Origin of the sequence: Pseudomonas sp. 21 (genome assembly GCF_000955805.1) — a bacterium.
In the GTDB taxonomy this organism is placed as follows: domain Bacteria; phylum Pseudomonadota; class Gammaproteobacteria; order Pseudomonadales; family Pseudomonadaceae; genus Pseudomonas.
On record NZ_JYOA01000010.1, the window covers coordinates 308,025 to 321,779 of the forward strand.

General features: G+C 65.2%; 13 protein-coding genes. 9 read left to right on the plus strand and 4 right to left on the minus strand.

What is annotated here, in order from left to right:
• Window positions 1-3: 3 nt before the first annotated feature.
• Together metK and UB43_RS23340 are read right to left on the minus strand one after the other, a co-directional pair.
• Window positions 4-1,194 carry a methionine adenosyltransferase gene (gene metK / locus UB43_RS23335; RefSeq protein WP_045215929.1) on the minus strand — a complete coding sequence of 397 codons (1,191 nt, stop codon included), beginning with the start codon at window positions 1,192-1,194 and terminating at the stop codon, window positions 4-6.
• Window positions 1,195-1,211: 17 nt separating this feature from the next.
• On the minus strand, window positions 1,212-2,213 hold the full coding sequence (locus UB43_RS23340; RefSeq protein WP_045215932.1) for a metalloregulator ArsR/SmtB family transcription factor: 1,002 nt from the start codon (window positions 2,211-2,213) through the stop codon (window positions 1,212-1,214).
• 224 nt (window positions 2,214-2,437) lie between these two features.
• Here UB43_RS23340 and tkt point away from each other — a divergent pair, with 224 nt between their 5' ends.
• The 9 genes from tkt to UB43_RS23385 all read left to right on the plus strand — a co-directional run bounded on the left by tkt (window position 2,438) and on the right by UB43_RS23385 (window position 10,551).
• Window positions 2,438-4,435, plus strand: coding sequence for a transketolase (tkt, locus tag UB43_RS23345; RefSeq protein ID WP_045215934.1), 1,998 nt, complete (start codon window positions 2,438-2,440; stop codon window positions 4,433-4,435).
• A gap of 93 nt (window positions 4,436-4,528) precedes the next feature.
• Window positions 4,529-5,575 carry an erythrose-4-phosphate dehydrogenase gene (epd, locus tag UB43_RS23350; RefSeq protein ID WP_045215936.1) on the plus strand — a complete coding sequence of 349 codons (1,047 nt, stop codon included), beginning with the start codon at window positions 4,529-4,531 and terminating at the stop codon, window positions 5,573-5,575.
• Between the two features lie 28 nt (window positions 5,576-5,603).
• Entirely contained in the window at window positions 5,604-6,767 is a 1,164-nt protein-coding gene (locus UB43_RS23355) for a phosphoglycerate kinase (RefSeq protein ID WP_045215939.1), read from the plus strand.
• An 87-nt stretch (window positions 6,768-6,854) separates the two neighbouring features.
• Window positions 6,855-7,049 carry a hypothetical protein gene (locus UB43_RS23360; protein WP_045215941.1) on the plus strand — a complete coding sequence of 65 codons (195 nt, stop codon included), beginning with the start codon at window positions 6,855-6,857 and terminating at the stop codon, window positions 7,047-7,049.
• Between the two features lie 142 nt (window positions 7,050-7,191).
• On the plus strand, window positions 7,192-7,527 hold the full coding sequence (locus UB43_RS23365; protein ID WP_045215943.1) for an MliC family protein: 336 nt from the start codon (window positions 7,192-7,194) through the stop codon (window positions 7,525-7,527).
• Window positions 7,528-7,647: 120 nt separating this feature from the next.
• On the plus strand, window positions 7,648-8,712 hold the full coding sequence (fba, locus tag UB43_RS23370; protein ID WP_045215945.1) for a class II fructose-bisphosphate aldolase: 1,065 nt from the start codon (window positions 7,648-7,650) through the stop codon (window positions 8,710-8,712).
• 73 nt (window positions 8,713-8,785) lie between these two features.
• Window positions 8,786-9,199 (plus strand): hypothetical protein, encoded by a 414-nt coding sequence (locus tag UB43_RS23375; protein WP_045215948.1) that lies wholly within the window; start codon window positions 8,786-8,788, stop codon window positions 9,197-9,199.
• 37 nt (window positions 9,200-9,236) lie between these two features.
• Complete coding sequence (locus UB43_RS23380) at window positions 9,237-10,007, plus strand: class I SAM-dependent methyltransferase (RefSeq protein WP_045215950.1); 771 nt, start codon at window positions 9,237-9,239, stop codon at window positions 10,005-10,007.
• A gap of 49 nt (window positions 10,008-10,056) precedes the next feature.
• Window positions 10,057-10,551, plus strand: coding sequence for a YgjP-like metallopeptidase domain-containing protein (locus UB43_RS23385; protein ID WP_045215953.1), 495 nt, complete (start codon window positions 10,057-10,059; stop codon window positions 10,549-10,551).
• On the opposite strand, the gene UB43_RS23390 is transcribed toward UB43_RS23385, so the two are convergent.
• Together UB43_RS23390 and UB43_RS23395 are read right to left on the minus strand one after the other, a co-directional pair.
• Window positions 10,545-11,012 (minus strand): hypothetical protein, encoded by a 468-nt coding sequence (locus UB43_RS23390; RefSeq protein WP_045215955.1) that lies wholly within the window; start codon window positions 11,010-11,012, stop codon window positions 10,545-10,547. The genes UB43_RS23385 and UB43_RS23390 overlap by 7 nt on opposite strands.
• Before the next feature lie 176 nt (window positions 11,013-11,188).
• Window positions 11,189-13,624 (minus strand): penicillin-binding protein 1A, encoded by a 2,436-nt coding sequence (locus UB43_RS23395; RefSeq protein ID WP_045215959.1) that lies wholly within the window; start codon window positions 13,622-13,624, stop codon window positions 11,189-11,191.
• Between the last annotated feature and the right edge of the window lie 131 nt (window positions 13,625-13,755).

Consider the following 13,755-nt stretch of genomic DNA (forward strand, 5'->3'; position numbering starts at 1 on the left):
GTCTTACAGGCCGGCGGCGTCACGCAGGGCGGCGGCCTTGTCGGTGCGCTCCCAGGTGAAGGCGGTGAAGGTGTCGTCACCGTAGGTCATTTCGAACGGGTTGCGACCGAAGTGGCCGTAGGCCGCGGTCGGCTGGTACATCGGGTGCAGCAGGTCGAGCATCTTGGTGATCGCGTACGGACGCAGGTCGAAGTGCTCGCGGACCAGCTGGATGATCTTGTCATCGCTGATCTTGCCGGTGCCGAAGGTGTTGATCGAGATGGAGGTCGGCTGGGCCACGCCGATGGCGTAGGACACCTGGATCTCGCAACGCTCGGCCAGGCCGGCGGCGACGATGTTCTTGGCCACGTAGCGGCCGGCGTAGGCCGCGGAACGGTCGACCTTGGACGGGTCCTTGCCGGAAAACGCGCCGCCGCCGTGACGGGCCATGCCGCCGTAGGAGTCGACGATGATCTTGCGGCCGGTCAGGCCGCAGTCGCCCACCGGGCCGCCAATCACGAAGTTGCCGGTCGGGTTGATGTGGAACTGGGTGTCCTTGTGCAGCAGCTCGGCCGGCAGCACCTGCTTGATGATCAGCTCCATCACGCCTTCGCGCAGGTCCTTGTAGCTGACTTCCGGGTTGTGCTGGGTGGACAGGACGATGGCGTCGATGCCGACGACCTTGCCGCCTTCGTAGTGGCAGGTGACCTGGGACTTGGCATCCGGACGCAGCCACGGCAGCAGGCCGGACTTGCGGGCCTCGGCCTGGCGCTCCACCAGACGGTGGGAGAAGCAGATCGGCGCCGGCATCAGCACGTCGGTTTCGTTGCTGGCATAGCCGAACATCAGGCCCTGGTCGCCAGCGCCCTGGTCTTCCGGCTTGGCGCGGTCGACGCCCTGGTTGATGTCCACCGACTGCTTGCCGATGATGTTCAGCACGCCGCAGGTGGCGCCGTCGAAGCCGACGTCGGAACTGTTGTAGCCGATGTCGATGATGACCTTGCGCACCAGCTCTTCCAGGTCGACCCAAGCGGAGGTGGTGACTTCACCGGCGATGATCGCGACACCGGTCTTCACCAGGGTTTCGCAGGCCACGCGGGCGTATTTGTCCTTGGCGATGATGGCATCGAGGACCGCGTCGGAAATCTGGTCCGCGATCTTGTCCGGATGGCCTTCGGAGACGGATTCGGAGGTGAAAACTGAGTATTCGCTCATCTAACGGTTCCTATCATTTACCGGTGGGTGAGGACGCTTCGCGAATCCGGTTTGGCAAAGTGCCGCACCTGGATCTGAAAGCCATTGCGTAAACCGATGTACACACTTTCGCCGGACGCGAGCCCGGCGGCGTCGGCCCAACGGGCCAGGTCTTCCTGTTCGAACCCCAGCCAGAGATCACCACAGGCCTCGCGGGCCCAGCTCTGGTCGTGGCTGCAGAGTTCGGTCACCAGCAGGCTGCCACCGGGTTTCACCAGGTGCGCCAGCTGCTTCACGGCCTCCGCCGGTGCGGCGAAGTGATGCAGCACCATGTTCAGCACCACGCAGTCCGCCGCGTCGTCGACGTCCTGCAGGGCGTCGCCCAGCCGCAGCCGGACGTTGTTCAAACCATCGCTGGCGCAACGTTGCCGCGCCATTTCAAGCATCGTCTCGCTGTTGTCCAGCGCCGTGACCTGATCGAAACGCCGGGCCAGCTCGGGGAGAAACCCGCCGTCGCCGGGGCCGACTTCCAGCGCCGTGGCGCCGGCGGCGAAGCTCAGTGCATCGAGCAACGCCAGTACGCTTTCGCGGTATTGCGGCAGTCCTGCGATCAGGTCCTGGGTCGCCTGGAACTTCTCCGCACTACGGGCGAAGTAGTCGCGGCTCACGGCGGCACGTTGGGCATGTACGCCATCGACCCGGGCGCTGACGTCATCGGCCAGTGCCAGTTCATCCACTTCTTCGAGCAGCGCCCCGTGCAGCGTGCCGCCCAGGCTTTCGCCCTGGGGCAGGGCGCGGCGATAGAAGATCGCGTTGCCTTCGCGACGGGTGGCGACCAGGCCGGCCTGGGCCAGCACCTTCAGGTGATGGCTCATGCCCGACTGGCGCACGCCGAAGATATGCGCCAGCTCCAGTACGCCGAACGAATCGTTGGCCAGCACCCGCAGGACGTTCAGCCGCAGCGGGTCGCCGCCGGCCTTGCACAGGGCAGCCAGCTGGTCGCAATCGTCGTGGCGGATTTCGGGCAGGCGCAGACTCATGGGTTGCGCAGTCTAGTCATGGCATTCGGGGTGGGCAAGGGCTGTATCAAAAAGTTTTGATATTGCCGGATGAGTGGTTTTTGATCAGTTCGTGGCGTCAAACCGGTGCCCTGTGTCAGGCATCTGCCGATCTGTCATTGCCCCGCGGTGCCCGGCTGGGCGAAAATACCGGCCTTTTTTCATTCCCTTCGATCTTTCGAAGCAGCCCCGCAGGAGATTCAGCGATGCCCAGCCGTCGTGAGCGAGCCAACGCCATCCGCGCACTGAGCATGGATGCCGTGCAGAAAGCCAACAGCGGCCATCCTGGCGCCCCCATGGGCATGGCGGATATCGCCGAAGTCCTTTGGCGCGACTACCTCAAGCACAACCCGAGCAACCCGCAGTGGGCTGACCGTGACCGCTTCGTGCTGTCCAACGGGCACGGCTCGATGCTGATCTACTCGTTGCTGCACCTCACCGGGTACGACGTCACCGTCGATGACCTGAAGAACTTCCGCCAGATGCACTCGCGCACCCCGGGCCACCCGGAGTACGGCTACACCGCCGGCGTCGAGACCACCACCGGCCCGCTGGGCCAGGGCATCGCCAACGCCGTGGGCATGGCGCTGGCCGAGAAGGTGCTGGCCGCACAGTTCAACCGCGACGGCCACAGCATCGTCGACCACTACACCTACGCCTTCCTGGGCGACGGCTGCATGATGGAGGGCATCTCCCATGAAGTCGCCTCGCTGGCCGGCACCCTGCGCCTGAACAAGCTGGTCGCCTTCTACGACGACAACGGCATCTCCATCGATGGCGAAGTCCACGGCTGGTTCACCGACGACACCCCCAAGCGCTTCGAAGCCTATGGCTGGCAGGTGATCCGCAATGTCGACGGGCATGACGCCGACGAGATCAAGACCGCCATCGACACCGCCCGCAAGAGCGACGCGCCGACCCTGATCTGCTGCAAGACCATCATCGGCTTCGGCTCGCCGAACAAGCAGGGCAAGGAAGAAAGCCACGGCGCCGCCCTGGGCGTCGACGAAGTGGCCGCCACCCGCGCCGCGCTGGGCTGGAACCACGCCCCGTTCGAGATTCCGGCAGACATCTACGCCGAGTGGAGCGCCAAGGATAACGGCGCCACCCGCGAAGCCGAATGGAACAAGCGTTTCGCTGCCTACCAGGCCGCGCACCCGGAACTGGCCGCCGAGTTCGAACGCCGTGTTGCCGGTGAACTTCCGGCCGACTTCGCCGAGAAGGCCGCCGCCTACGTCGCCGACGTTGCCCTGAAAGGCGAGACCATCGCCAGCCGCAAGGCCAGCCAGAACGCCCTGAACGCCTTCGGCCCGCTGCTGCCGGAACTGCTGGGCGGCTCCGCCGACCTCGCCGGCTCCAACCTGACCCTGTGGAAGGGCTGCAAGGGCGTGAGCGCCGACGACGCCAACGGCAACTACCTGTTCTACGGCGTGCGCGAGTTCGGCATGAGCGCCATCATGAACGGCGTGGCCCTGCACGGCGGCTTCATCCCCTACGGCGCGACCTTCCTGATCTTCATGGAATACGCCCGCAACGCAGTGCGCATGTCCGCCCTGATGAAGCAGCGCGTGCTGTACGTGTTCACCCACGACTCCATCGGTCTGGGCGAAGACGGCCCGACCCACCAGCCGATCGAGCAGCTGGCCAGCCTGCGCCTGACCCCGAACCTGGACACCTGGCGCCCGGCCGATGCCGTGGAATCCGCGGTGGCCTGGAAGTACGCCATCGAGCGCGCCGACGGCCCGTCCGCGCTGATCTTCAGCCGCCAGAACCTGCCGCACCAGCCGCGCGACGCCGCCCAGCTGGCCGACGTGGCCCGTGGCGCCTACGTGCTGAAGGACTGCGACGGCGAGCCGGAACTGATCCTGATCGCCACCGGCTCCGAAGTCGGCCTGGCCGTGCAGGCGTTCGACAAGCTCAGCGCCGAAGGCCGCAAGGTGCGCGTGGTCTCCATGCCGTCCACCAGCGTCTTCGACCAGCAGGACGCCGGCTACAAGCAGGCCGTGCTGCCGGTACAGGTTGGCGCGCGCATCGCCATCGAAGCTGCCCACGCCGACTACTGGTACAAGTACGTCGGCCTGGAAGGCCGCGTCATCGGCATGACCACCTTCGGTGAGTCGGCCCCGGCCCCGGCGCTGTTCGAGCACTTCGGCTTCACCGTCGAGAACGTGCTGGAAATCGCCGCCGAGCTGCTCGAAGCCTGATCGAGGCTTCATTGTAGGAGCGAGCTTGCTCGCGAACCGCTTCGCTTGACTCACGGGCAAGCTTGCTCCTATGAAGATCACCAAGGGATAACAATGTCCAAGCGCCCTTACCGAGTTGCCCTCAACGGCTACGGCCGTATCGGCCGCTGCGTGTTCCGTGCCCTGCACGAGCGCGGCGCCAAGGCCGGCTTTTCCATCGTCGCGCTGAACGACCTGGCGGACCTGGCCAGCCTGGAATACCTGACCCGCTTCGACTCCACCCACGGCCGCTTCCCCGGCGAGGTGAGCGTGGCAGACGGTTGCCTGCATGTGGGCGGTGACTGCGTGAAGGTGTTCCGCGAGGCCGAGCCCGAGGCTATCGACTGGCGCGCCCTGGATGTCGACCTGGTGCTGGAATGCTCGGGCGTCTACAACACCCGCGCCGATGGCGAGCGCTTCCTCGCGGCCGGCGCGCCGCGCGTATTGTTCTCCCAGCCGATGGCCAGCGAGGCGGACATCGACGCCACCGTGGTTTTCGGCATCAACCAGCAGGGTCTCTCCGGCGCCGAAACACTGGTGTCCAACGCCTCCTGCACCACCAACTGCAGCGTGCCGCTGCTCAAGTTGCTGAACGAGGCGGTGGGCATCGAGTACGTCTCGATCACCACCATCCACTCGGCGATGAACGACCAGCCGGTGATCGACGCCTACCACCACGAAGACCTGCGCCGCACGCGCTCGGCCTTCCAGTCGGTGATCCCGGTGTCCACGGGGCTGGCGCGCGGCATCGAGCGCCTGCTGCCGGAACTCGCCGGGCGAATCCAGGCCAAAGCCATTCGGGTGCCGACGGTGAACGTCTCGGCCCTGGACATCACCCTGCAGGTCTCCCGCGATACGTCCGCCGAGGAGATCAACCGCGTGCTGCGCCAGGCCGCCACCGAAGGCCCGCTGAAAGGCCTGCTGGCGTACACCGAGCTGCCCCACGCCAGCTGCGACTTCAATCATGACCCGCACTCGGCCATCGTCGATGGCAGCCAGACCCGCGTTTCCGGCCCCCGCCTGGTGAACGTGCTGGCCTGGTTCGACAACGAGTGGGGGTTCGCCAACCGCATGCTCGACACCGCAGGGCACTTCCTGCACGTCGCCGCTACTGAACGTTAATCAAACAGCCCCTACAGGACTGACTGTCATGACCGTGTTGAAGATGACCGACCTCGACCTCCAAGGTAAGCGCGTACTGATCCGCGAAGACCTCAACGTTCCGGTGAAGGACGGTGTGGTCAAGAGCGACGCGCGCATCCTGGCCTCGCTGCCGACCATCAAGCTGGCTCTGGAGAAGGGCGCGGCGGTGATGGTCTGCTCGCACCTGGGCCGCCCGACCGAAGGCGAATTCTCCGAAGAGAACAGCCTGCAGCCGGTCGCCGACTACCTGTCCAAGGCCCTGGGCCGCGCTGTGCCGCTGGTCAAGGACTACCTGGGCGGCGTCGAAGTGAAGCCGGGTGAAGTCGTGCTGTTCGAGAACGTGCGCTTCAACAAGGGCGAGAAGAAGAACGCCGACGAGCTGGCCCAGCAGTACGCCGCCCTGTGCGACGTGTTCGTCATGGACGCCTTCGGCACCGCCCACCGCGCCGAGGGTTCCACCCACGGCGTAGCCAAGTTCGCCAAGGTGGCCGCCGCCGGCCCGCTGCTGGCCGCCGAGCTGGAAGCCCTGGGCAAGGCCCTGGGCAACCCCGCGCGCCCGATGGCCGCCATCGTCGCCGGCTCCAAGGTGTCCACCAAGCTCGACGTGCTGAACAGCCTGGCGCTGATCTGCGACCAACTGATCGTCGGTGGCGGCATCGCCAACACCTTCCTCGCCGCGGCGGGCCACAAGGTCGGCAAGTCGCTGTACGAGGCCGACCTGGTCGAGACCGCCAAGGCCATCGCCGCCAAGGTCAGCGTTCCGCTGCCGGTGGACGTCGTGGTTGCCAAGGAGTTCGCCGAGACCGCCGTCGCCACCGTCAAGGACATCGCTGACGTGGCCGACGACGACATGATCCTGGACATCGGTCCAAAGACCGCCGCCCAGTTCGCCGAGCTGCTGAAGACCTCCAAGACCATCCTGTGGAACGGTCCGGTCGGCGTGTTCGAGTTCGACCAGTTCGGCGAAGGCACCAAGACCCTGGCCAAGGCCATCGCCGAAGGCAGCGCCTTCAGCATCGCCGGCGGTGGCGACACCCTGGCGGCGATCGACAAGTACGGCATCGGCGAGCAGATCTCCTACATTTCCACCGGTGGTGGCGCCTTCCTCGAGTTCGTCGAGGGCAAGGTCCTGCCGGCCGTGGAAGTGCTGGAACAGCGCGCCACGGCTTGAGCCGGCGCGCTGCCGGGGCGACAGTAAAGCAAACCTCTGCGGCATCCTCGGGTCACAAGCCTTGTACGGATGCCAAGGAGAACGGTCATGCGAGCTGTCACCCCTTTGCTGTCGTTTTGCCTCGTGCTGGTCGGCTGTGCCGGAAGCGGTGGAGCCCCCAGTACCTGTGAAGTGATGAGCCCGCCCTCGGTCATGGTGCCTTCGGACCAGAACCGCGAACGGGTGGAGAGCCAGAGCAGCGGCGATCCGACGCCCGACCAGAAGCCGGTGGATTGCCCCTGAGGCAAAGCCCTGGTGGCCGGGATCACGATCTGACAGTGCCGCCCGCGCCCCGGCGCAGGCGGTACTGGCGTTCCTGCGGCGGGACGGGCAATCTGGTGCATTGGATATCCGGCGGCGCGTCCGCCCGAAGGAGAGTCGCCCGATGCTGCGTTATCTCGTCCCGGCCCTGGCGCTTGCGCTGCTGGCGGGTTGTTCCAGTCACTCGACAGGCGGCAAGTCCGCTGCGGAGGGCGGCTGGAACCATTGGGTCTGCGACAGCGAAGCCGAGGTGCGGTGGCGCTACGTCGATCCCAGCAAGTCGGTCGTCGACCTGAAGCTGGGTGAGGATGACGTGGTTCATCACCTGGAAGAGGAACCCGGCGGCTCCGGCGCTTTCTATAGCGACGGGCTGATCGGCTTGAGCATCAAAGGTGACCAGGGCCTGGTCTACTGGGTCGAGAGCAACGACCTGATCGGCCGTGGTTGCAAGGCGCGCTGAGCGCCGATTGTCCGGCACGCGCCGGAAGACTTGAACACGGCCTGCCCCTGCGGCAGGCTTCCAAACATGTAGTTAAGGGGCTCGTGTCACCGAGCCAGACTTCTGGGAGAAGCGAAGACCATGGCACTCATCAGCATGCGCCAAATGCTGGACCACGCCGCCGAGTTCGGCTACGGCGTTCCGGCTTTCAACGTCAACAACCTGGAGCAGATGCGCGCCATCATGGAAGCGGCCGACAAGACCGACTCCCCGGTGATCGTGCAGGCCTCCGCCGGCGCCCGCAAATACGCCGGTGCGCCTTTCCTGCGCCACCTGATCCTCGCGGCCATCGAAGAATTCCCGCACATCCCGGTGTGCATGCACCAGGACCACGGCACCAGCCCCGACGTCTGCCAGCGCTCCATCCAGCTGGGCTTCTCCTCCGTCATGATGGACGGCTCGCTGAAGGAAGACGGCAAGACCCCGGCCGACTACGACTACAACGTCCGCGTCACCCAGCAGACCGTTGCCTTCGCCCACGCCTGCGGCGTGTCCGTGGAAGGTGAGCTGGGCTGCCTGGGCTCCCTGGAAACCGGCATGGCCGGCGAGGAAGACGGCGTTGGTGCCGAAGGCGTGCTGGATCACAGCCAACTGCTGACCGACCCGGAAGAGGCCGCCGACTTCGTCAAGAAGACCCAGGTCGACGCCCTGGCCATCGCCATCGGCACCAGCCACGGCGCCTACAAGTTCACCAAGCCGCCGACCGGCGACGTGCTTTCCATTGAGCGCATCAAGGAAATCCACAAGCGTATCCCCAACACCCACCTGGTGATGCACGGCTCCTCCTCGGTGCCGCAAGAGTGGCTGAAGGTGATCAACGAGTTCGGCGGCGACATCAAGGAAACCTACGGCGTGCCGGTCGAGGAAATCGTCGAAGGCATCAAGCACGGCGTGCGCAAGGTCAACATCGACACCGACCTGCGCCTGGCTTCCACCGGTGCCATCCGCCGCATGATGGCCGAGCAGCCGAGCGAATTCGATCCGCGCAAGTTCTTCGCCAAGACCATCGTCGCCATGCGTGATATCTGCATCGCTCGCTACGAAGCCTTCGGCACCGCCGGTCATGCCTCGAAGATCAAGCCGATCACCCTGGAAGGCATGTTCCAGCGCTACGCCAAGGGTGAGCTGGCCGCGAAGATCAACTGATCCCGCTCCGGCTTTGTCCCTGAAGAGCCCCGCCCTGCGGGGCTCTTTCGTATCCGCCAGAAGGAAATCGCCGATGCTGCGTGCCTTGCTTGCCTTCCTGCTGCTGACGCTTCTCGCCGGTTGTTCGCTGCGTCCGGCCGCGCCTGTCGCGCCGCCACCCAAGCCGCCGGTGGACCTGCCGGTGGACGCACAGAACTGCCTGACTCACCAGGAGTGCACGCTGAAGACCTCGCGCACCCTGCTGTTCGTCTTCGACTATGCCGAGGCGGGCGCTGCCCTGGTGGAAAACGAGAACCGCGTACTCAGCACGCCGGAGAAAGCGCCGAAGAAAGGCTGGCCGGCCATCCGCATCCAGCTCGCCGATCCGGATGGTGGCCGCTTCGAGTTCTCCAGCGAATGCCGGCAGAAACGCTGCCGTATCAAGGAATCGCGTCTGCTCAGCTGCTACCGTAACTATCTCGACGGCAAGGCCTGCCGGTTCCGCTGAGCGCTGGTGCTCGAGCCGGGCCGGCTCTGGAGGCACGATGACGGATGTACATGGCAGTGCGCAGGAAGGTTTCTCCCGTGAAGCGAAGGCATACGCCCACGGGCGCCCCGACTATCCCGACGAGCTGCTGGGCTGGCTCGGCGAGGAGCTGGGCATGGGCGACGGCAAGGAAGTGGTCGATCTCGGCGCGGGCACCGGGAAGTTCACCTCCCTGTTGCTGCGCACCGGTGCGCAGGTCACTGCCATCGAGCCGGTGGCGGCCATGCGGGAACAGCTCAGCGCCGCTCTGCCGGCTGTGAAGGTGCTCAGTGGCACGGCCCAGGCGATGCCGCTGGTGGCGGAAAGCATCGATGCGCTGACCTGCGCCCAGGCCTTCCACTGGTTTGCCGACGAGCGGGCGCTGGAGGAAATCCATCGCGTGCTGCGGCCGGGTGGCCACCTTGGCCTGGTCTGGAATGTGCGCGACGAGCGTGTCGACTGGGTCGCCCAGGTGACGCGCATTCTCGAGCGCTACGAAGGCAGCACGCCACGCTTTCACACGGGGCAATGGCGCCGTGCCTTTGCCGGCGCGCGTTTCGAGGACCTGCGCCTGCGCGAATTCAGCTACCAGCACATCGGCCCACCAGAGCAGGTGATTGTCGCGCGCACTCTGTCGGTGAGCTTTATCGCGGCGCTGCCCGACGAGCAGAAGCGGCGCGTCGCCGAGCAGCTTCACGAACTGATCGCCACGCACCCGGCTCTGAAGGGGCGCAGCGAGGTCGCCTTCCCCTATCGCACCGAGGCCTACAGCACCCGTGCGCTGGCCTGACCGGGGAATGCGGTAGACTGGCGGGCGTTTCCTCCGCCAGTCGTTTCCCATGCAGCCGCTTCGCTATCTCCAGGCCTATCCGCCACAACTCCAGGACCAGGTGCGCCAGCTCATCGAGCAGGACCGCCTCGGCGAGTACCTGGAGCGCCGCTATCCCGGTCGTCATGACGTGCAGAGCGACAAGGCGCTGTACGGCTACGCCATGGACCTCAAGCAGCAGTACATGCGCACCGCGCCGGCGGTGGACAAGGTGCTCTACGACAACAAGCTGGACGTGGTGCAGCGCGCGCTGGGCCTGAACACGGCGATCTCCCGCGTGCAGGGCGGCAAGCTCAAGGCGAAGAAGGAAATTCGCGTCGCCTCGCTGTTCAAGGACGCGGCCCCCGAATTCCTGCAGATGATCGTCGTCCACGAACTGGCGCACCTGAAGGAGCGCGACCACAACAAGGCGTTCTACCAGCTCTGCGAGCACATGCTGCCCGGTTACCACCAGCTGGAGTTCGACCTGCGCGTCTACCTGACCTGGCGCGACCTGCCTCAGTAGTAGAGGCGCCCGAGGTAGAACAGCCCCAGGCACCACGGCAGCAGCAGGGCGAGGCCCAGGTAGCGCAGCGATTTGCGCGGGCCGCGTTCGCCCTGGTTCAGCCAATGGGTGCCCGCCAATGTCAACGCATAGACCGCCAGGCCCGCCAGCAGCCACTCGTATTGTTCCGTCGTGGGCGAAACCGGGCCGAGATGGGTGTGGGTCAGGTGCCACGCGCAAAGGATGATGGCCGGCACGAGCAGTACCAGTGCCGCCAGGACTCGCCCGGCAAGGTGCAGCAGGAAGGCGATGAACAGCCCGGCCAGCCCGGCGCTGGCAATCAGCACGGTGAACACCTGGTCCAGGTAGACGAGGTCAGGCGCCGGCTCGAGTGAGCGTGGCTGTGCGAGCAGGCGCAACAGGGGCGCGCCGAGCAGAAGGGCGATCAGGCAGAACAGCCAGCCAAACAGGGGGCGCGGCATCCGAAACTCCTGATGAAGTTGCTGCGGGAAGCCCCTGACGTGCCGGATGGGGTCGGTCGCCTGGGGTTGTTCGCCGCCGCAAAGCCCAGATTAATCAATGCTTTGGCTAAATGCCATGATTTTGTCGGGAATGATTCCCGAAAATGAGAAGGCCCCTCCGGGGAGGGGCCTTTCTGTCAGAACAGGTCGATCGGCGCTTCTTCGTCCGCCGGCATGCCGCTGCCGGGAGCGCTGCCGGGCGCCAGTTCGTTCATCGACGGCGGCGTGTCTTCGTTCTTGAACAGTTCGAAGTACGCGCCCGGGGTGCCAGGAGGCGCAGCACGGCCAGTGACCGGGTCGATGCGCAGGCTGACCAGGCCGGGTGGCTCGGGCAGCAGGTGCGACGGTTTGTCCTTCAATGCCGCGCCCATGTAACGCATCCAGATCGGCAGGGCGACGTTGCCACCGTATTCGGCGCGGCCGAGGCTTTCCGGCTGGTCAAAACCGACCCAGACGGTGGTCATGTAGTCGGCGTTGAAGCCGGAGAACCAGGCGTCTTTCGATTCGTTGGTGGTGCCGGTCTTGCCCGCCAGATCATCGCGCTTGAGTGCCAGTGCGCGACGGCCTGTGCCGCGCTTGATCACGTCCTGCAGCATGCTGGTCATGATGTACGCGGTGCGCGCATCGATGACGCGCTCGGCGGCCGCTGGCTCGATGGTGGTCTTCGACTGGCTCGGATCGTCGTTGCCGAAGGCGTCGGTAGCGGCCGGTTGTGGCTGCGCCTGCGTCTGCACCTGTTCCTCGTTCTGCGGAATGCTCGGCGGGTTGGCCTGGTACAGTACCTGTCCGTCGCGGCTTTCAATGCGCTGCACGATGTGGGGCACGACCTTGAAGCCGCCGTTGGCGAAGACGGTCCAGGCACTGGCGATCTCCATGGGCGTCAGGGTCGCGGTGCCCAGGGCCATGGACAGGTTCGGCGGCAGGTCGTCCTTGTTCAGGCCGAACTTGCTGATGCAGTTGCGTGCACGGTCGACGCCCAGGGCCTGGAGAATGCGGATCGACACCATGTTGCGTGACTTGTAGAGCGCCTCGCGCATCGGGATCGGGCCGAGGAAGGTGTTGGTGTCGTTCTTCGGACGCCAGACCTTGTCCAGGTACTCGTCGTAGAACACCACCGGGGCGTCGTTGATCAGCGAGGCGGCGGTGAAGCCGTTGTCCAGCGCACAGCTGTAGATGAACGGCTTGAAGCTGGAGCCAGGTTGGCGACGAGCCTGGGTGGCGCGGTTGTAGTTGCTCTGTTCGAAGGAGAAGCCGCCCACCAGCGCCATGATCGCGCCGTCCTGAGGGTTGAGCGAGACCAGGGCGCTCTGCGCGGCCGGCACCTGGGTCAGGCGCAGCGAACCGTCGTCCTTGCGCTGTACGCGGATCACGTCGCCGGCCTGCACCACATCGCTGGGCTGGCTGGGCATGCGGCCCATGCTGTTGTTGCTCAGGTAGGGGCGGGCCCACTTCATGCCGTCCCAGCTCAGGGCTTCTTCCTTGCCGTCGCGGGTCATGACCATGGCGCCGCTCTTCTCGACCTGGACGACGATGGCCGGTTCCAGGCCGCCCAGCGGGCGCTGCTGCGCGATAGCCTGGCGCCAGGCGTCGCGGGTCTTGCCGGGGAGGCGCGTCTCGGGGCCACGGTAGCCGTGCCGCTGGTCGTAATCCTGCAGGCCTTCGCGCAGGGCGGTGTTGGCGTCTTCCTGCAGGTCGCTGCGCACCGTGGTGTAGACGCGATAGCCCTCGGTGTAGGCGTCGCCGCCGAAGCGGCCGACCAGTTCGGCGCGGGCCATCTCGGCGATGTACGGGGCTGCCAGCTCCGGAGTCTGGACGTGGTAGGACGCACCAACCGGCTCCTGGATGGCGGCCTGATAACGTGGCTGGTCGATGAAGCCGAGCTTGAGCATGCGCTCGAGAATCCAGTTGCGACGTTCTAGGCTGCGTGCGGCGTTGGCCAGCGGGTTGTAGCGCGACGGGGCCTTGGGCAGGCCGGCGATCATCGCCATCTGCGCCAGGCTCAGGTCCTTGATGGACTTGCCGTAATAGACCTGCGCCGCGGCTTCGACGCCGTAGGCGCGGTTGCCCAGGTAGATCTTGTTGACGTAGAGCTCGAGGATCTCGTCCTTGGTGAGCGAGCGCTCGATCTGCAGGGCGAGCAGGATCTCGTTGATCTTGCGGGAGAAACTTCGCTCGTTGGTGAGGAAGTAGTTCTTCGCCACCTGCATGGTGATGGTGCTGCCGCCGGTCTGGATGTGGCCGGTCTTCAATAATTGCGCGGCAGCACGCATCAGGCTTTTGACGTCCACGCCATAATGGTTGGCGAAATTGTCATCTTCAGCCGATAACAGTGCGTGGGTGAAATCCGGGGGGATTTCAGCAAATCGAATCGGCGTTCGGCGCATCTCGCCAAACTCTGCTATCAATTTGTTATCAGCACTGTACACGCGCAACGGCATCTGCAACCGCACGTTGCGCAAGGCCTCCACGGACGGGAGGTTCGGGCTGAGGTACAGATAGGCGCCGCTGAAACTGAGCAGCACTCCACAAATAATGGTGACGCAGGTCCACCACAGAAACTTCAGCAGGCGCATCGGGAAGGTCTTGGATTTCCAGGGAAAAGAAAGAGTTAAGCGGATGGCGCGGTAAAAAGGGAAAAGCTGATCACATTATAAGCAGTTTTTTTGCTGGCGAGCCATTTGCGAAGCTGTCAAGTCTGGTATCT